Source organism: Catenovulum sediminis, from assembly GCF_007289895.1.
GTDB classification, from domain to species: Bacteria; Pseudomonadota; Gammaproteobacteria; order Enterobacterales; family Alteromonadaceae; genus Catenovulum; species Catenovulum sediminis.
This window is the reverse complement of the sequence record NZ_CP041660.1, coordinates 2180784-2200537: the sequence shown is the minus strand read 5'-3', so window position 1 is coordinate 2200537 and position 19754 is coordinate 2180784. Positions and strand designations below refer to the sequence as shown.

18 protein-coding genes are annotated in these 19754 nt (G+C 41.3%); 1 reads left to right on the top strand and 17 read right to left on the bottom strand.

Annotated elements, in window-relative coordinates; genetic code table 11:
• Positions 1 to 26: 26 nt before the first annotated feature.
• Entirely contained in the window at positions 27 to 299 is a 273-nt protein-coding gene (locus FNT16_RS08990) for a hypothetical protein (RefSeq protein WP_143871274.1), read from the top strand.
• Here the strand turns inward: FNT16_RS08990 and FNT16_RS08985 are convergent.
• The 17 genes from FNT16_RS08985 to FNT16_RS08905 form a co-directional block, all read right to left on the bottom strand.
• On the bottom strand, positions 282 to 2699 hold the full coding sequence (locus FNT16_RS08985) for a tetratricopeptide repeat protein (protein ID WP_143871273.1): 2418 nt from the start codon (positions 2697 to 2699) through the stop codon (positions 282 to 284). The genes FNT16_RS08990 and FNT16_RS08985 overlap by 18 nt on opposite strands.
• A complete protein-coding gene (locus tag FNT16_RS08980) occupies positions 2699 to 4909 on the bottom strand; it encodes a transglutaminase family protein (protein ID WP_143871272.1) in 2211 nt (736 codons plus the stop codon). The genes FNT16_RS08985 and FNT16_RS08980 overlap by 1 nt, the downstream gene beginning before the upstream one ends.
• 47 nt (positions 4910 to 4956) lie before the next feature.
• Positions 4957 to 5790 (bottom strand): thymidylate synthase, encoded by an 834-nt coding sequence (locus FNT16_RS08975; protein ID WP_143871271.1) that lies wholly within the window; start codon positions 5788 to 5790, stop codon positions 4957 to 4959.
• Positions 5787 to 6602 carry a prolipoprotein diacylglyceryl transferase gene (gene lgt / locus FNT16_RS08970; protein ID WP_143871270.1) on the bottom strand — a complete coding sequence of 272 codons (816 nt, stop codon included), beginning with the start codon at positions 6600 to 6602 and terminating at the stop codon, positions 5787 to 5789. Before lgt ends, FNT16_RS08975 begins: the two co-directional genes overlap by 4 nt.
• A 15-nt stretch (positions 6603 to 6617) precedes the next feature.
• Positions 6618 to 7421 carry a sulfite exporter TauE/SafE family protein gene (locus FNT16_RS08965; RefSeq protein ID WP_143871269.1) on the bottom strand — a complete coding sequence of 268 codons (804 nt, stop codon included), beginning with the start codon at positions 7419 to 7421 and terminating at the stop codon, positions 6618 to 6620.
• 40 nt (positions 7422 to 7461) lie between these two features.
• Positions 7462 to 9732 (bottom strand): phosphoenolpyruvate--protein phosphotransferase, encoded by a 2271-nt coding sequence (gene ptsP, locus FNT16_RS08960; RefSeq protein WP_143871268.1) that lies wholly within the window; start codon positions 9730 to 9732, stop codon positions 7462 to 7464.
• Positions 9726 to 10250, bottom strand: a complete 525-nt coding sequence (gene rppH / locus FNT16_RS08955; protein WP_143871267.1) for an RNA pyrophosphohydrolase — start codon at positions 10248 to 10250, stop codon at positions 9726 to 9728. Before rppH ends, ptsP begins: the two co-directional genes overlap by 7 nt.
• A 129-nt stretch (positions 10251 to 10379) precedes the next feature.
• Positions 10380 to 12482, bottom strand: coding sequence for a response regulator (locus tag FNT16_RS08950; protein ID WP_143871266.1), 2103 nt, complete (start codon positions 12480 to 12482; stop codon positions 10380 to 10382).
• A gap of 86 nt (positions 12483 to 12568) precedes the next feature.
• Positions 12569 to 12955: a MerC domain-containing protein gene (locus FNT16_RS08945; protein ID WP_143871265.1), complete on the bottom strand. Its 387-nt coding sequence runs from the start codon at positions 12953 to 12955 to the stop codon at positions 12569 to 12571.
• 142 nt (positions 12956 to 13097) lie between these two features.
• Positions 13098 to 13550 carry a 50S ribosomal protein L9 gene (rplI, locus tag FNT16_RS08940; RefSeq protein WP_143871264.1) on the bottom strand — a complete coding sequence of 151 codons (453 nt, stop codon included), beginning with the start codon at positions 13548 to 13550 and terminating at the stop codon, positions 13098 to 13100.
• 30 nt (positions 13551 to 13580) lie between these two features.
• A complete protein-coding gene (rpsR, locus tag FNT16_RS08935) occupies positions 13581 to 13808 on the bottom strand; it encodes a 30S ribosomal protein S18 (protein ID WP_143871263.1) in 228 nt (75 codons plus the stop codon).
• A 9-nt stretch (positions 13809 to 13817) separates the two neighbouring features.
• Positions 13818 to 14126 (bottom strand): primosomal replication protein N, encoded by a 309-nt coding sequence (gene priB / locus FNT16_RS08930; RefSeq protein WP_143871262.1) that lies wholly within the window; start codon positions 14124 to 14126, stop codon positions 13818 to 13820.
• A 2-nt stretch (positions 14127 to 14128) separates the two neighbouring features.
• Positions 14129 to 14506 carry a 30S ribosomal protein S6 gene (gene rpsF / locus FNT16_RS08925; RefSeq protein WP_143871261.1) on the bottom strand — a complete coding sequence of 126 codons (378 nt, stop codon included), beginning with the start codon at positions 14504 to 14506 and terminating at the stop codon, positions 14129 to 14131.
• Positions 14507 to 15007: 501 nt separating this feature from the next.
• Positions 15008 to 15604: an adenylyl-sulfate kinase gene (gene cysC / locus FNT16_RS08920; RefSeq protein WP_143871260.1), complete on the bottom strand. Its 597-nt coding sequence runs from the start codon at positions 15602 to 15604 to the stop codon at positions 15008 to 15010.
• Between the two features lie 11 nt (positions 15605 to 15615).
• Complete coding sequence (locus FNT16_RS08915) at positions 15616 to 17340, bottom strand: SLC13 family permease (RefSeq protein WP_246072185.1); 1725 nt, start codon at positions 17338 to 17340, stop codon at positions 15616 to 15618.
• Between the two features lie 15 nt (positions 17341 to 17355).
• The gene (gene cysN / locus FNT16_RS08910; protein WP_143871259.1) at positions 17356 to 18771 is read right to left on the bottom strand and encodes a sulfate adenylyltransferase subunit CysN; all 1416 of its coding nucleotides are present in this window, start codon (positions 18769 to 18771) and stop codon (positions 17356 to 17358) included.
• Positions 18772 to 18782: 11 nt separating this feature from the next.
• Positions 18783 to 19754, bottom strand: a complete 972-nt coding sequence (locus FNT16_RS08905) for a DHH family phosphoesterase (RefSeq protein WP_143871258.1) — start codon at positions 19752 to 19754, stop codon at positions 18783 to 18785.

Below are 19754 nucleotides of genomic sequence, written 5' to 3'. Positions count from 1 at the left end.
GACAGCCGTACCTTGGAGGTGTAAATATGTCATTATCCGCAATTAAATACATACAACTTGGCAAAACCAATTGTGTCTTCCATATGCCTCTTTTCTTCAAGTGGCAAATCAAAATAGGAGATACTGTACTCGCAATCAATGCGACAGGCGAGCTATGCGCAGGCAAAGTTGCTCGAATATGTGAAGATTCAGAACATCAAACCTATGTGCAAATTGAAAATGCCTATTTCAACTCAACTTTAGCTTGGTTTAAACTACAAAAGGTAAAAAAACAATACAATCTAAGACTGTTTACTTAACCAGCTTTGTAATAGCGTAATTTGCTTTTCTAACTGCTGCTTTGAAACAGACTGTTGAAACTTTTCAAACAGTGTTTTATCGTATTCAAGTAGATCGGTATTACTTTTGGCAATATGCAGCCAAGCCAGCGCATTTATAGCAGACTGTTTGACAACGCGACCATGGGCATACCATTTGGCTAATTCTAGTTGAGATGAGGCGTGACCTTCTTTTGCGCCTACTTGCAAATACTCAAGCGCAACTTGCTGGTTTTGCTTAACCCCTAAGCCTTTGACATACAGCATTGCTAAGCTCAAATTTGCCATCTTGCTACCTTGTTTTAATGCCGACTGATATAATTCATGTGCTTTTTGATAATCCTGCGCCACACCTTGGCCATTTTCATACAAATCACCTAAATTATTTAAAGCCAGCGGTAAACCTTGCGCTGCAGCATGCATATACCAAAAAGCAGCTTCGCGATAATCAACATCTGAGATCATAAAATGATAAAACATACCTAAAAATTCCTGCGCTTGTGCATTTAAGGCATGTGCTGCCTGATAGATATATTTCAGTCCAACTTCAAAGTTTTCTTCTGTACCCACGCCTTCAAATGCCATCTTCCCAACTCGGAATGCGGCTTCAGAGTGCCCAAGTTGCGCTGCGCTATAATACCAGTTATAAGCTTGCTGCAAATCTCGCTCGACAATTTCCCCCTGAAAATATAAGTTTGCCAATTTAGCCATTGCAGGTGGATAGTCTAACTCTGCTGAAGATTTAATAAGTCGAAACATGGCGCTGGGATCACCTTGCAAAGATGCAGAGAGTAAATACATAGCTCGGGCATTTTTGTGTTCCGCTGCTGTTTTCAATAATTGGTGATTTTTTGAACCTGTTAGTTCATAAACCAGTACCATTGCATCAGTGTTATTTTGATTGGCTGCCAGTTGCGCAAAATGTAATGCTTTTTCTTTATCAGGCGTAATCAGGAAGCCCTGTAGATACTTTGCTGCTAATTGACTTTGCGCTGCACTATCTCCTTGCTGCGCTTTAACTTTTAGCTGTTCAAACGCATCTAATTGCTGTTGAATTTCACTTTTTTGCCATAATACATGTGCCCAATGAAAAGAAGTTTGCCGGGTATTTTTTAACTCTTTAACCTGGAGCAGATGTTTAATGGCTTTTTCATACTCTTGTTTTTGGAATGCCGTTAAGGCCATTAAAAAGTGAATATCTGTTAAATTACATGTCGTGGTGGCAGCTTCCATCAAATTCTTTTGCCGCAACTTTGTTGGCATATAGAGATAACGAACCATGTCATTTTGACCACTCAACTCATTTTTTACGATGGCATTTTCTGCGGTATGCTCAAAAGCCATATCAAGCATGGCAGCGCTGAAGATATCTAGCTGTTTTATTGCACCTATCTCATCGAGTTGTTGGTGAGCCTCCGCTAGCGTCTGAGTGTCTTGTTCTAATATAGCAACCATCAAAGTCAACCTTAAAGCCAGTTCCTTAGAGTATTCATGCTCAATCAACTCTATCACCTCTTTGGCTTCTTCTAAATTGTCCAGCAGTATTGCGCTTTCAGCATACGTTAGAGCGTTCCAGTAACTGTGGGCTTGCTGAAATGCTTGTTTAGATAATTGTTGTGATAAGGGTAATATACCCAAGCGTAAATATTGAATGGCAGCATATTGCTTAAAGCCGTAGTTTTCAGGCTGTAAACTCGCGGCTTTTGCTAAATAACGGGCCGACTGAGAAATTAAAGATTTTTCTTCATAAACACAGCTATTCTGCTCTGCTTTTAAATTAAGGTTATCGCCTAATTGGTAAAGATACTCAGCCGTATTAGGCTGCATGTGATTAGCAACTGCTGCTGCAGCAATCGCCATATCATAACTTTTCTCTTTACTCATCACTTGAGCCATCGCATTCCAATTCATTGCTGAATATGGATTTTGCTGCATCGCTTTACGCAAAAGGCTGAACAAAACACTAGGATCTACTTTGTCTTGTTGCGCCAATAAAAACTCTAAATACGCGGGCGCGACTAATTCAGGATATAATGATGGGTTTAAACGAGCAAAAGTGGTTTCAATTTTAATGAGTTGCGCTCCCCCATTTAATAAACCAAGCGCAAGTAAAGAACGATAATAGTAATATTGCAAACGCACATTATCAGGATATAAGCTGTAAGCCCGCTCAAAATGTGCCAGTGCGCTCACCAGATGCGCCTTCGATTGACGCTCAGTCCAAGCATTATAATCTGACAAGCCCGCTGAAAAGCTGTCCGAAAAAGACACGGTAGAAGAGTTATATTGCTTACCTTGCGGCGTTTTTTTCTCCGTAACAGATGCACAACCAAACTGTAGAACAACCAACAATAACAGGCTGAATTTAATTCCGTTGCACATTATGGTTGATATCCTAGTTCTTCGGCTTTAGCGAATGATTTTAGTGATGCCTCAACTTGTGTTGCAAAACCTTGTGCTGTTGCCAACAAATACCAAGCTTCACCACTATTATTATCCAGCTCTATCGCTTTTCTGGCAGGTTCAATCGCCGCTGAAAACTCTCCCTTTTCAATGAGTTGCCGAGCTGTTAATAAATATGCCTGCAAGCTATTTTTTCCCTGTTCTGCAGCGACCTTAGACAATTCAGCAATCTTGTCTTTTTCAGGATCGACCCTTAAAGAAACCAACCAAACTTCCTGCTTAGCTAATTTAGAGATATGATTATGATATTCTTGATACTCTTCTAATGTTAAATCGAGTTCAGGGTGGGTAAAATCAATTGAAAGCAAAACCCCATCTTCCAATCGTTTAGCTGATTGTTGTAAGTTAAAATGCGTTGCATCTACTGCTTGTGCATTTTGTATTAAACTGGCAATTGTTTGCTTACCATCTTCAACTTTTACACGCATAGAAAGGTGATACGGATATTTTTCAACATAACGGTGCACTCTTTCCGCCGGCATTGGCAAATTGCTAAAATCAGCAAATAAACCTAATACCTGCATTACACTAGCGGCTCTCACCAGCTCGTTATTATCGGGACTTTCCGAGAAGTGGTAGTCTGCAGTAATCGACACCGGAGTATCTAAACTTTCACTATTGTGCACTTGAGCGTCAACCGAGAAATCTAAACCCTGACTGTATAAGCCTTTGACAAATTGCTGCAAGGCAACCGCCTGCTCTGAACTATGCTTCCACCAACTGCGAATATGCTGTTCAAACATACCTGATAACTCAATCGATAAGCTCGCTTTGCTCGCCCCACTTTCATCTTGATAATAATGAATGTTTAATTGAGCTTTATTTGTAGCAAAACTTTCCTCTGCGATGTCTATTAATTGCCCACCTTCTCCATCAACGATAAGTGCATTTTGCCCCACCATATAGTTTGACATTCCAGGGTATAAACCTCGATCACCTGTGGTATCCAACCATATTTCACTTCGCTCGGAAGTTGCTGGAATATAGACGACCATATGATCAAATATCAGTCTAACGACTTGTGTATCACTATTGCCATTTCGCGGGGTTTCAACTAACGCAGGATAAGCTTCTATGCCAAGCGCTCTTAGCATAGCGACCGCTAGTACAGTTTGATCCTTACAATCACCGTACCCAGCTTCTATTACTTTTTCAGGTTTGTGTGGATCATAACCCCCTCGACCGAGATGGGCGAATACATACCTGATTTTCGTTTGTAAATACCGATAAACCGCCCTTACTTTTTCTTCATCAGTTGCAAACTCATTTAACCCTAAAGACGCAATTGCCAGTTGTAACGCAGTCGAGGGTTGTAACTTGTCTACCACCTTAGCCCAAGTCCACGCATCCACCGCACTCCAATCCTTCAAAGTCGATAGCATCATCTGAGGCCTGACTTCATGGCCAGACGGCATTCGCCTTTCGATCACCATCTCTGGCACATCTTTCATCTGCCAACGCTTAGTGTTCCAACCATTTAGGCTCGCTATCACCTCAGCCTTCGGATGCTGGTTAAAATAACGGGTGTATATTTGCTGTGATTGTGGGTATGTAAATTGAAACTCATAGTTGTGGACATAGTCAGCGCGCCAACTATCTTGGGCCACTTTTCCCTGAAACCAGTATGGCGTGCTGCGCTCTGTGTATAATTTAGGAAAAGCCAATTTTTTACTGATTTGGGTAAATTGAAATTCGATTATTGTGCCAGGGTTCACTTCTGGTAAAGAGAACACCAGCTCACTACTGTCAGAATAAAAATCTTGTCCACCACCTGTAATTCTGCGTTGTAACGCATCATCGGCCAATGCATTCAGCTTGCCTTGAGCAGAATAACTATTGGCAAAGTCGAGCTGCATTTCTGAATAATAGTGATTAAACGGGATCACGATACGGCCATAATCGCGCGCCGCTGCGAGGTCATTAATCCTGATAGAATAATATGAAACGCGCTGCCAATGACCATCTTCATTAAGTGTACTGTGATTGACTGCGTATAAAGTTTCAGCTGAAATTGATTTACTAACCAATTGCTGCTGTTGCGTCAATTCGGGAGCCAATCGTTCAGTGGCATAACTATTTACCAGTGTCACAACAAGCATAAGCAGACAAAAAAATAATCTTTTTAACAAAACGGCTCCCTCTTAAAATCCTTTATACATTACATCATAACATTACATCATACGGAAATTGGCGCTTTAATATGTGGATGTGGGTCATATCCTTCTAACTCAAAATCATCGAACTTGAAATCAAAGATCGACTTTACCGCAGGGTTAATCTTCATAGTCGGTAATTTTCTCGGCGTTCGGCTTAATTGTAGTTTAGTTTGCTCTAAATGGTTTAAATACAGGTGTGCATCACCTAATGTATGAACAAAATCACCTGGTTGTAATTCACACACCTGCGCCACCATCATGGTTAACAAAGCATAGCTTGCAATATTAAACGGTACCCCTAGAAAAATATCAGCACTGCGCTGATAGAGCTGACAACTGAGTTTACCGTCAGCTACATAAAACTGAAACAATGTGTGACACGGCGGTAATGCTTGTTTTCCCTGCGCAGCATTTGCATCAGGTGAAATAGAGGTATCTGGCAAGACCGCGGGGTTCCATGCACTGACAATTAACCGCCGAGAATCGGGTGTATTTTTTATTTGATTGATCACTTCTGCTAACTGATCGATTTGCGTACCATCCGGCGTTGGCCAACTACGCCATTGCGCACCATACACTGGCCCTAACTCTCCTTCTGGTGTCGCCCAAGCATCCCAGATTTTCACACCATTATCATTTAGATATTTGATATTGGTATCGCCCGCTATAAACCACAAAAGCTCATGAATAATAGAACGTAAATGACACTTTTTTGTGGTTACCAGAGGAAACCCCTCACTTAAGTCAAATCGCATTTGATGACCAAATACACTAATTGTACCGGTTCCGGTTCTATCCGTTTTTGTTGTACCTTTATCCAGCACATGCTGCATTAAATCGAGATATTGTTTCATGCTTGTTCAACCTGTTGATTGCGCTTTTGAGATTTGTAACCGTATATCAATATTGCAATGCCGACAATCACCATAGGTAAAGATAACAATTGCCCCATTGTCATAAAACCACCCATAAAGTCCTGTAGGTGGGCATCTGGCTCTCTGAAATACTCAACGATAAACCGGAAGCTACCATAACCGACTGCAAAAACAGCCGCTATTGCTCCTGTCGGGTGCGGTTTACGTCGATACCAGTTTAACAGTATAAATAAAACAACCCCTTCAAGAAAAAACTCATACAACTGTGATGGGTGGCGCGGCACACCACCAGCATTGGGGAAAATAATGGCCCATGGCACATCGGTTTGCCGTCCCCATAATTCGGCATTAATAAAGTTACCGATACGTCCGGCGCCTAAACCAAGCGGAATTAACGGAGCTATGAAATCAGCAACCTGTAAAAAGCCGGTATTCGTTTTTCTTGCAAACCAAAACATCGCCGCCACAACGCCTAAAAATCCACCATGGAAGGACATGCCACCCGTCCAAATTTTAAATAAATATAAGGGGTCTGCGATAAAGGTATCAAATTGGTAGAAAAATACGTAGCCAATTCTGCCACCTAACACGACCCCTAAAAAACCATAAAACAACATGTCGCTCAGTTGTTCCTGCGTCCATAAACAGCTTTTTTCTTTTGCTCTGCGATTGGCCAAGTACATAGCACCAGCAAAACCAATTAAATACATCAATCCATACCATCGTAAAGCAATTGGACCTAGCTCAACTATGACTGGGTCGATCGCTGGAAACTGCCAAAATTCACCCACGTTTTAACTCCACTTTTAAATACTGAAAAACATTTTTACTGCTGAGGCGGCCAGGGCGATCCCCAAACAGGTTCGAATAACTCGCTCTGAAAAGAAAGTTGCCATTTTAGCCCCTAATGGTGCAAAAAGAACTGAGGTCGCTATAATGCCAAAAAATGCCGGCAAGTATATATATCCAATCGTATACTCTGGCATATTAATTTCGTTTGCCCCATTAATCACATAACTTAACGAACCGAATGCAGCTATTAGTAAGCCACAAGTTGCAGAAGTTCCAACAGCCCTGCGCGCTTCCAAACCCAGCCAAATAAGTGCAGGACCCAACATGGTGCCACCGCCAATACCAACTAGACTAGAAATGAGACCGGTGAAAAAGCCAATGAGTGATAACCACCCTCGACTATGCCCATAGTCAGCGACTGGCCGAACGTAGCGTTTGCCAAAGATCACATAAATAGATAAAAATGCGCAAAAGCCACCAAAAATGATAGCTAAGCTATTATTGTCCATTTGTGAACCAAGTGTTGCGCCCAACATGGCCCCAAACATGAGCCCAGGAAATAGACTAAAAACGGCAGGCCAAACGACATTATTATTTTTTCGATGGCTATATGTTGATGAAATAGCAGTAAAAACGATGGTCGCGAGTGAAGTACCAACGGCAATTACCATTACTTTCTCTGGTGCGATACCAACCCAAGGTAAAACAACAGACAGTAGAGGAACAACGACAAGTCCGCCCCCAATCCCAAGAAATCCAGCTAAGATCCCTGCGATGACTCCAGTCGCTAAAAATATAGCGGCAAACATTAAATCCATGGCTCACGCTTCAATAATTATTGTATAGCGCCTATTATGACTATTTACCGGCTCGGATAAAACCACCAAGGCCCAGTTCATCCAGTTTTTGTGCAACTAAATTTTTAATTTGCTGTGGACAGGCAACTTGACTGGTTTGCTGTAACAAACTTTCGACTTCCTCAAGCGAAATATGCTTAAGCACCCATTTTGCTTTTAACAGGTTTTGCGCACTCATACTGAAATTTCTATACCCCATAGATACGAGCAACAGTAAGCCAATCGGTTCACCCGCCATTTCGCCACAAACACTGACCGGTACATTGTATTTTTTGCATTGTTTAGCAATATAGTGAAGTGCTTCAATAACCCCAGGGTGATAATAGTCGTAGAGGCTTGCGACTCGAGCGTTATTACGATCAACAGCCAATAAGTATTGTGTTAAATCGTTGGTGCCGACAGAAAAATAATCGACAAGACGAGACAATAAACCAATTTGGTAAATTGCGGCAGGCACTTCTAGCATAGCGCCAATTTTAGGTTTAGGGACTTCACACTGATATTCTTCACACAATTCTGCATATGCTTGATTAATCAAACGCAAACATTCTTCAACCTCCTGTACAGAGGTGACCATTGGTAATAATATCTGTAAATTGCCCCGCCCAATATTGGCTTTTAACATCGCTCGCACCTGCACCAATAGAATTTCTGGGTGGTCAAGTGTCATGCGAATACCACGCCACCCTAAAAAAGGATTATCTTCCTTTATCGGGAAATATGGTAAGGGTTTGTCGCCGCCAACATCCAATGTTCGCATATTGACAGGTTTGCCCGGATAAGCATCCAGTGCTTTTTCGTATAACTCGCATTGCTCCTGTTCAGACGGGAAGCAATTACGAACCATAAAGGGAATTTCGGTACGATACAAACCAATACCATCGGCATCTATACCTCGAACTACCTCAAAATCAGCGGCCAAACCGGTATTAATATTCAGTGAAACGCGAGTCCCATCACGCGTACAAGCACTTTCAGTGGCGATGCTTTGTACCAACGCATCTAACTCTTTCTCTTCAACCAATAAGACTTTATATTCTTTGGTAATGACCGCATCAGGATTAAAAAACACCTGCCCACTGTAACCGTCTAAAATGGTATCTCTACCATCTAAGTTAGTCAGTGGTAAGTCTTCAAGCCCCATGACTGCCGGAATACCAAGTGCGCGTGCTAATATCGCTGCATGCGAATTATTAGAGCCCCGCACCGAGCAAATTCCGTTTAATTTTTCTCTGGGAATTTCCGCCAACATCGAAGCGGTCACTTCTTCCGCTACCAATATTAAGTTATCTGGTATAGGACGACTCAGCATTTCCTTCTTGATTAAATTGGTGAGTACGCGCTGCCCTATATCCCGAATATCCGTTATTCGCTCTCGAATATAGCTGTCTTCCATTTGCCCAAGCTCGCTGCACAAATCCTCAATAACAATTTTTAATGCGGTTGCTGCATTCCAGCCATTGTGGATTTGATTCTGAACCTTTTCCCCCAGCAAATCATCGTTAAGCATATGATTATAAACATCAAATATAGCTGAAGTGTCACTTGGCAAAATGAGGGTCATCTTGCCTGATAAGACTTTTAATTCTTGCTGAGTTTTTTTGACAGCTTGCTTAAAACGAACAATTTCGCGCCCGATATTATGCGTGCGCCTTGGCACAATTGAAGCAAAACTGATTTGCGGTTGAATGACATAGGCTTTACCCAACGCAATACCATTTGAACCCGCGACGCCCCGTAGCGCGCGAGCTCTGGATTTAAGTGCTGGGCTTTCTGTGCGATCTAACGCTTCTCGGGCTTCTGCGTGGGCAATTGCGGAACCAAGTTGAGCGGCAAGTGTAACCAAAAAAGCCACTTGACTATCGTCAAACACTTGATGCCTGGAGTGCTGTACACTAATAACCCCAACAACATGCCGCTGATGTATTATAGGTGCACCTAAAAAAGAGTTATAAGACTCTTCTAAAACTTGCGGGGTCACCAAAAATCGAGGGTGCGTTCTGGCATTCGCAATGTTTACAGGTTCTTCTTTTTTACCGACTAACCCGACTAAGCCTTCATCAAAACCGATTGCGACTGAGCCGACAGCACTTTGTGACAATCCATCTGTTGCCATTAGCAAATAATGCTTGTTTTCTTCGTCGGCCAAGTAAATTGAACAACACTCTGTGTGCATTGCATCTTTTGCAAGCTTAGCCACACTTTCCAGTGCTTTTTCAAGCACCGGCTGGCGGTTAACCTCATCTACAATGCGCTTCAGTGTTGTTAACATCTACGGTTGAATCTCCGTTTTTTGTTTTCTTTATTAGGCCGTTTATGAGGCATAGCAATTGGCGCGAACTCTTTCATCACCTTTCGATAAACATCGCGCTTAAAAGATACAACCTGGCGCACCGGATACCAATAACTTACCCAACGCCATTCATCAAATTCAGGGTGATTGGAACTCAGTAAGTTCACATCGCTTTCTGCACAGCGCAAACGCAATAAAAACCACTTTTGTTTTTGCCCGATACACACTGGATTTGAATCCTTTCGGATTAAACGTTTCGGTAATCTGTATTTATGCCAGTTTCGGGTAAAATACATAATTTCCACATCTTGCTCGCGCAATCCCACTTCTTCGTAGAGTTCTCGGTACATGGTTTGTTCAGGAGTTTCTCCCGGATCCATACCACCTTGTGGAAATTGCCAAGAATGCTGCCCGTAACGTCTAGCCCAAAACACTTGGCCATATCTGTTACATATCACTATGCCGATATTGGCACGATAACCATCGGCATCAATCACGTTTTAACTCACATCTAAAATCTTGCTATATGTACTGATTCTTTCACAAACTTGTCACATGAGCAAACAAACTCAATTGATTCAATGCGAAAAAACTAAAATCTGTCACGATTTTTCTTTCAAACCTATTTATTCGCTTAAAAATCGACTTAACATCCTGTTTAATTTCTCGGGATCAAGCGGTTTGCTTAAAAATCCATCCATCCCAACTTCAAAGCACAGTTTTTCATCTGCTCGAAAACTATGCGCTGTTAACGCAATAATAGGTGTATTAATACCTGACTCTCTGAGCTTTCGGGTACATTCCACACCATCTAATACTGGCATTTGTATATCCATTAAAATGATGTCAAACGAGTGTTTAATTGCGATTTCAGCGGCCAGCAAACCATTCGACGCAATTGTCACATCAAGCTCGTTTTGCTGTAATAAATTGACAATAACTTCCTGGTTAACCGCATTGTCTTCAGCCACTAAAACTTTTTTCCCGGGCCACTTTTGGTTAGAAACCGCTGTAGGCTGTTGTTCTAATATGGCTTGCAACAACTGTATCGCATTGGGGAATCTAGCAATTATGCCTTTCTTAGGCGGTAAATTAAAATCGGTGTGGACCTTGATAAGGGGGACTATGGCGTTATTTTCAGGATTGACAAGATCTGCATATCTTAAGTCTAAGATGACGTTTGAATTATTTTCAATTTCATCGATATTAAGCGGATCAAGCTGGCGCATCGGACATTTAAAACCTTGTAATACCGATTGATAAAAGTGAACTAAAGCAGGATCGCGACTCAATAAAAAGTAATTGCCAGCTCGCAACTGACTACAATCTTTAGCGCTCAATTTTAAGTTAGATTGAACTGTGCTATAGGGTAACTGCAGATACACATCCGTTCCCTGCCCCAAAACACTGTTAATTTCAATTTTACCCCCTAACAGCGATACTAACCGATGTACAATGGTTAAACCAATACCGGTATTTTTTTGATTTTGTTGCCTTTTCTGTAATCTATTGACCCCACCTGATTTTAATCTCTGTAATTCACTGTCTGTAATCCCAACCCCAGTATCATGTATATGTAATGACAACTCGTTAGATTCACCCAAGTTAACAAATAACGCAACCTCGCCACATTCTGTATATTGCACGGCATTATTTAACAATTGTCGCAAGATACGTAACAAGACGTTTTGATCGGCTTCGATTTCATATGGCACACTCGGCGATATCGTTAATTCAAACTCAATCCCTTTTTTGCTAGCAAGTGAATTAAACTCATCTCTGATGTGCGCTAGCAACTCGCTCAAGCAAAAACGGCTCATACGCAAGTTGCCTTGGTCTTGTTCTAATTCTGCATAATCCGTTACCGTGTTTAAGATATCTAGCATATTCAGTGCAGACTGCTGTGCTTTTACCAGCAGCTCTCTATTAGAAGGTTGCTGTCTATATAAATGCAACATACCCAGCACGCCATTCAATGATCCTCGCAAGGCATGGCTGATACGAAATAACAAGGCACTTTTACTTAAGTTTTCAGCGGTGCATACATCTCGTTCTCGCGTAACTGTTTGTAACGCTTGCATTTCTTTATGCAGCGCACTTGTTGCTTGACGTGACAGCGGGAAAAAGAAGTATCGATAGCAAAGATAAAGCAAAAGTAAAAACGAGAAAATAAAAATAGTCACCGCTAATTTAATATGGCTAATATTTTTCTGCGCTTGATGTTGGTATAAATCCACTACTTGGTCAAATGCATTCAATAAACCTTGATTAAGTGCATCTTGCTTGGCACTTATTTGCCCTAACTGACCTTCTGCTGGAAAAATACTCTCGGTATAATCGAGTAATAATTTATTGATACCGTTTGATTTATCTGTATATAAATGATTGAGTTTAGCTTGGTAAGGATCACTTAATAAATCCATCACACTTTGCTGTATTAACAGTTCATGCGCTGCGTGTAATTGCAAAAGCAAACTCTGTAACTTTTGTATGTCAACGACTAGAAAATGGTTGTTTTGCTGCTGCAACCTTAAATAATGCAACTCTATCCGCTGAGACAACATACGTTGTTTACCCGCTAAATTAATGTAATAAGCGTATTCGTCCTGCTGATCTAGTGCATAGAATAAATAAAAATTGCACGCAGTGATGGTAAATGCCACTAGCAGCAGCAACAAGCGGACACATAGCGTCAGCTTTTTTTGTATATGGATAATTTTTTTTTTCAAAGAATCTACCTAGCGCAACAGATAAGCTCATTTTTGCTTAAAGTCTAGGTCAGCTCTTTAGATATTTCGAGGAATTGAGTGTTTTTTTAGCAGCTTTTACAGCTTCGGCACAAACGAATATTCATGATATGTGCTAACACAATCAAACTGGCTCCGATAGCAATTACATATGGGTGAGCAGCTTCGCCTAACAGGTCTTTACTGGCGTATACAACGCCACCCAAGGCAAGCGAATAAAATGGGTAAAGTTTTCGGTGATAGCGGTGAAAACCAGAAAAGATTGCAATAAAACCAATAGCCATCGTAATCAATAAAACCGTATGTTCAAATGCTTCTTCACCTACAAAACCTAATCCCATAATAGGCAACAACGGCAATAAAACAGGTAAAAAAATACAGTGTACGGCGCACAACGAAGTCGCAGCCACACCAAATTTGTCTAACCAGTTATTACGATTTAAGTTTGTTTGCATAGTTTACTCGCCATTCGTTAAGAATGTAATGGTATAACATTTTACAAAAATTTGAAATGATTTTCTAAGCGTCAGATACAAAAACACCGTCCAGCAAGACGGTGCTTTTAACTCTTGAATCTTGGGTACAGGGTATCAAGCTTTAAGCTTCAGCAATAACTTCTAGCTTGATAGTTGATGTTACGTCTGCGTGTAATTGTAAGTCGATGTCAAATTCACCCGTGTTACGGATAGTACCCGTTGGTAATTTAACTTCAGATTTAGCAATTTCAACGCCAGCAGCTGAAATTGCGTCAGCAATGTCACGCGTACCGATTGAGCCGAATAATTTACCTTCGTCACCTGCTTTAGAAGCAATAGTAACAGTACCTAATTCAGCAATTTTTTCTGCACGAGCTTGAGCTGCAGCTAAAACGTCAGCTAATTTAGCTTCCAATTCAGCGCGCTGTTGTTCGAAATGTTCAACATTAGCTTTGGTTGCAGGAACCGCTTTTCCTTGAGGGAAAAGAAAGTTACGTGCATAACCAGCTTTTACAGATACCTGGTCGCCTAGCGTACCCAGGTTGGCAATTTTATCGAGAAGAATGATATCCATCTTGCTACCTTTAAACTATTAAAACGGCGATTAAGCGTGTAGATCAGTGTAAGGCAACAATGCCAAATAACGAGCACGTTTGATTGCGCGTGCTAATTGACGTTGATACTTTGCACTGGTACCTGTGATACGGCTTGGTACGATTTTGCCACTTTCAGTGACATAGTTTTTTAAAGTAGCGATATCTTTATAATCGATTTCGCTTACGCCTTCAGCCGTGAAACGGCAAAACTTGCGACGTCTAAAATAACGAGCCATTGGCTTCTCCTAATCTAATTTTTCAATGTTCTGAGCATGTAATACAAGTTGGGCGATACCATTAGCGCTTTCTTGACGCTGAATGAAACCATGAACTCTTATATTTGACTCAGACTGCAAAATTTCTGTTTGTTGCTGCATTGCCAGACCACTCGCAACCACTTTAATTCGACACCAAACTCGTCTGGGCATTTGCGCTTCATATTGCTGTGAAACATGTTCCAAAACAAAATGGCAGTGCGGCACGCCAGCAGGGCTGATTGAGCGAACCGGCGGTTTAACAATTTTACCGGCAATAATCAGGCTGTTTTCAAACACGCTTATTCAGCGGCTTCAGCTCTGTTTTCTTCAGCTTTTTCACTACGACCACGGCTGCTTTCTTCTTTCTTGCCCATAGGCGAAGCTTCAGTTACAGCAGTTTTGGTACGCATGATGATGTTACGTAATACCGCATCGTTGAAACGGAAAGCAGTTTCCAATTCTTCAATTGCAGTAGTAGGCGCTTCAACATTCATCAAAACATAGTGTGCTTTGTGCAGCTTTTCGATTGGATAAGCTAATTGACGACGACCCCAGTCTTCCAAACGGTGAGTTTTGCCACCAGCTGAATCGATAATGCCTTGATAGCGCTCGATCATGCCAGCAACTTGCTCGCTTTGGTCCGGGTGAACCATAAATACGATTTCGTAATGACGCATAGGTGCTCCTTACGGTTAGTTAGCCCCGAGAACAGCTCAGTCAAACTGTCTATTGAGGCAAGGAACGTTAATATTTGACTGAATTGAGGGCGCGAAGTCTACTAGGGAACTGGTTAAATGACAAGCAATTTCGGAAATTTAGAGCTTTGAGCTTTGAGCTTTGAGCTTTGAGCTTTGCATGAATTGTAGGTAGCTCCATTAGGAACAACATTTTAGTCTGCCACCTGTGCATCCTGCTTTTGTCGGACTAAAGTCCGACCTACATTTGAGCTTCGAGCTTTGAGCTTTGAGCTTTGAGCTTTGCACGAATTGTAGGTCGCTCCTTTAGGACGACAACCACTTAAAAAACACCGACCACTAAGCACGATACACAGTTTTACATTTAAAATTAAATCCAAGACTCGGATATTGGTTTGTTACAGGGCGGCATACTGACGAACAATCAAAAGCAGAACACAACTTCATTAAAACTAAAGTTGTGTCCGATAACGCACCTAAAAACTAACCTATGTAACCTCTGTCACGTAAATGCTGCAATACAAAATCTGCACATTCTTCGATATTAAGTTCGGCTGTTTTAACGGTTATTTCAGGATTTAACGGCGCTTCATAAGGTGAATCGATACCGGTGAAATGTTTGATCTCACCTTGTCTTGCTTTTTTGTACAAGCCTTTAGGATCACGCTGTTCACAAACTTCTATCGGTGTATCAATAAACACTTCGATAAACTCACCGGCTTCGACAAGGTCTCGCACCATTTGACGATCAGCCTGAAACGGTGAAATGAACGCTGTTAAAACAATTAAACCAGAATCTACAAAAAGTTTACTAATCTCACCAATGCGTCGAATATTTTCGACTCTGTCTTCATCACTGAATGTCAGATCTTTATTAATACCATGACGGACGTTGTCACCATCTAATAAATACGAATGTAACCCAGCTTCAAACAATTTACTTTCAACAGCATTCGCAACTGTCGATTTACCCGAACCACTTAAACCAGTGAACCATAAAATACATGGTTTTTGTTTTTTCTGTTTTGCTCTTTGTTGCTTATCCACTTCACTAGGATGCCAAACAATATTTTCATTCATAACTAAAAACCTTAAAACGGAAAGAAATATGGAACCAGCAATGCGGTAATGCTGATATAGACAATGGTCAGCGGAAGCCCATACCGAACAAAATCAATAAATTTATAGCCGCCTGTATTAAATACCAACAAGTTTGTCTGATATCCGTAAGGACTTAAAAAGCTGGCACTTGCGCCAAAAGCAACTGCCATTACAAAACTCAGCGGATTAACTGAAAAACTTTCGGCTAGGCTAATTGCTAATGGGAACATCAACGCAGCAGCAGCATTATTTGTCACCAACTCGGTTAAAACAACTGTCACTAACAGGATACCCAGAAAGGCAAACCAAACAGATTGCTCACTAAAAGTTGAATGCAAACTTTCTGCTAAAGTGGCACTTAATCCTGATGATATCATCGCATCAGCCATTGTTAATGCTGCAGTTATGATAATCCATAAATCAAATGGAAAAAGCCTTTTTAATTCAGCTGATTTAACGACTTTTGTTGCCAAACAAGCTGCGATAAAAAAAACCAGACCTTGCAATAAGCTAACCCACTGGCATATGGTTGCAACCATCACCAAAGAAAAACCGCCAATTACGCCCCAGTTCGCTTTTAGACTCAATGGTTGTTCCACGACCACATCTGTCACTAGAATAAAATGTTTATCTAGGTTTTTACGGCTTCTAAAATCCCGTCCAGCTGCTAGCAGTAAGTTATCCCCTTCTTTTAGGATAATTTCACCCAATTTTCCCGGTACACTTAAACCATTACGTTTGAGACCTACCACAGCAGCATCAAACATAGCCCTAAAGCCTGCTGATTTAAGCGTTTTTCCGATTAACCCTGAGTTACTGGCAAGCACGACTTCAACTAAGTTATCACTCATCAACCCACTATGCTCTGCAAAGAGTTTAACGCCGGGTAAGGTTTGCAATTCTTCGATATGGTTAATTTCACCACTGAACACCAGTCTATCTTCGGCTTCAATAATATGCGTAGGTCTCACAGGCGCGATTGATTGACCACGGCGAATAATCTCTACTAAGAAAAAACTGTTCAGGTTTCGTAAATGATTATCGCTAATGCTTTTACCAACCAACGGCGATTCAGGCATAACTTTAATATCAACGAAATATTGTTTTTGTTCTTCACGAACATGTATGGTCGGTAACATGTAGCGGTTTAACAACATTACAACCAGCCCACAACCCAGCAAAGCAATGCCAACCGGAAAAAATGCAAAAAAGCTAAGGGATGGGTTCCCTGTGTCCATCCAAAAGCTATTCACGACCATATTCGTCGAGGTACCGATTAAGGTTGTTGTACCGCCCAATATGGCTGCATAACTTAAAGGAATTAATAATTTAGAGGCGGGTACTTTATTTTGATTTTTAATCGGCCTCAACAAAGCGGCGACAACAGCAGTGTTATTTAAAAATGAAGAAGCGAGTGCCGATAAGCCCGTTAGTTTAATCAGAGTTCGGGTTTCGTTTTTTTCAAGTGCGTGTCGAGCAAACAACTTTAGCAATGAAGTGCGCTCTAATGCTCTAGATGCCAGCATAAGTGCTAACAAGGTGACCACCCCAGGGTTAACTGCTTTTTCTAAGCTGGTTTGCACCGTACTGATTTGTAACGCAAACAAGCATAATAAGGCAGCACTAAAAATATTGGCAGCACGCCAGTGCGAAAACACCAACGCGCCAATGGTGCCAATAAAAATGGCTGCGACAGCAGCCTGTTCCATGTACATACAGCAACTCAGAAGTTATTTAAGTAGCTCTCGTAAATCAATTGCCTGCCAATGAGGGAAATGTTTACGGACAAGTTGATTTAACTCTAATTCAAACTCTGAGAACTGGGCTTGTTGTCCTTCAGATTCAGTTGCCTGAATGACCATACCAGCACCGACTGTAATATTGCTTAAGCGGTCGATAATGATAAAGCTACCCAAAGCTCTGTTTTTATCGTACTGCTCAACCACAACTGGTGCATTTAATTGAACTTCACAAACACCAATTTCATTTAGCGATAAAGATTCATTTTTCTCATGTGCCATGGTATTAACATTGATACCATAGTCTAAATTACTGATCTGACCGCTGGTAGTTTTTGTGCCAACTTTAAAGTCATACACTTTACCTGGCTGCATAGCATCTTCTGCCATCCATACAATGTGTGCAGAAAGCGATTGGGTCACTTTGGGAACACTGTCAGAAGCCACAATCACATCACCACGGCTAATATCTATCTCGTCCTCTAGAGTTAAGGTAACTGACATAGGCGAAAATGCTTCTTCAATTTCGCCGTCAAATGTATCGATAGATTTAACTTTGGAAGTTTTACCAGACGGCAACGCTGTAATTGAATCACCTTTGCGAATGATACCTGACGCCACTGTTCCAGCGAAACCGCGGTAATTTAAATGTGGACGGTTAACATATTGCACCGGCATACGGAAGTCGCTTAAGTTACGATCTGCAACTATTTGTACACTTTCCAACATCTGCATCAAAGTCTCACCCTGATACCAGGCCATATCTGCACTTTTATTTACAACATTATCACCTTTAAGGGCAGACAAAGGGGCAAAGCGAATATCCGGAATATTAAGCTCTTGTGCAAAATCCAAATAATCTTCTTTAATTTGATTAAAGACTTCCTCGCTGTAATCAACCAAGTCCATTTTATTGATTGCTACAATAACGTGCTTAATCCCCAACAATGAAACAATAAAACTGTGACGACGTGTTTGCGTTTTAACACCCGCACGAGCATCGATCAAAATGATCGCCATATCGCAAGTTGAAGCACCCGTTGCCATATTACGCGTATATTGTTCATGACCAGGTGTATCCGCGATAATAAATTTGCGTTTTGAAGTTGAAAAATATCGATAAGCAACATCAATCGTGATCCCTTGTTCACGTTCAGACTGCAAACCATCAACCAATAGCGCCAAATCAACTTCATCACCAGTAGTACCTGACTTTTTACTATCTTTGGTGATAGCCGCTAACTGGTCTTCATAAATCATTTTTGAATCATGCAATAAACGGCCAATTAGTGTGCTTTTACCATCGTCAACGCTACCACAAGTTAAAAAGCGCAATAATTCTTTATTTTCATGCTCTTTCAAATAGGCCAAAATATCTTTTTCAATCAGTTCAGACTGATGCGACATAAGAATTCCTCTTAAACTGTAAATTGCTGATCAAACTCAGCGATAAATCTTGATAATTCGTCAGTTGGCAACATATTGATGCCAGCAGCCGCTTTACGGCCACCACCTGTTTCAAACTTCATACAAAGTTCATCTGCACCCGACGCCCTATTTTTTGGCGCCCGAACTGAAACTAGGAAACCGCCTTGTGGTAAATCCGTTAAAACAGCATGTGCTATATCAGGTGATTGATTGGCCAAATCATTGCCCCAAACACCTGATACCCTTCTTGCCCAAGCTTCATTTGGCAATAAATAAATACCGCCAGCAGCGCTTTGCGCAACCACTTTAGCATCTTGCGTTTTCGCCATATCAGCTTGGTAATTCGCAATTAGTTGAAGGTATATTTGTGCATTTTCGCGCTTTAAATCCAATGGGTCTGGATAGGCCAACAAAGCTTTAAACAACTCTGCCGGATGGAAATGTAAATCGTCTTCAGTTGCACCATAACCATTGTAATTAATCGCAATGCCCAGCTGCTTTAAAGTGTCTTTCTGCTCTGCATCTAAACCTTGCTGTTCAACCAACTGATCTGCAGCCACTAACATATTGTCGCCATAAGCAGCAACGATAGCCCAATTAACATAGCGTCCAGCCAAGTGCTCATTTATCAATAAACTGGTGCAAGTATCGGCCGCTGTATCAATCAAACTTGTTAACTTTGGATGCTGCGGAATCTCACCTGAAAAGTGGTGATCACAGTAAAATACGTGCGCACCGGCATCTAATGCATGCAACAAACCACTTTTGTTTTTATCCATAGAAAGATCTAGCACGGTAACTTGATCACCGACTTTAGTTTCTAGTTTATTCAGCAATTTTATATCGCGCTTAACACCGGTAATTAATTCTGAGTTTTGCGGCTGCGCCAAGCGCAGTTGCAACAGGGCACAAATGCCGTCGGCATCCCCATTAAAAACGTCATAATATTTTACTGTAGCCAT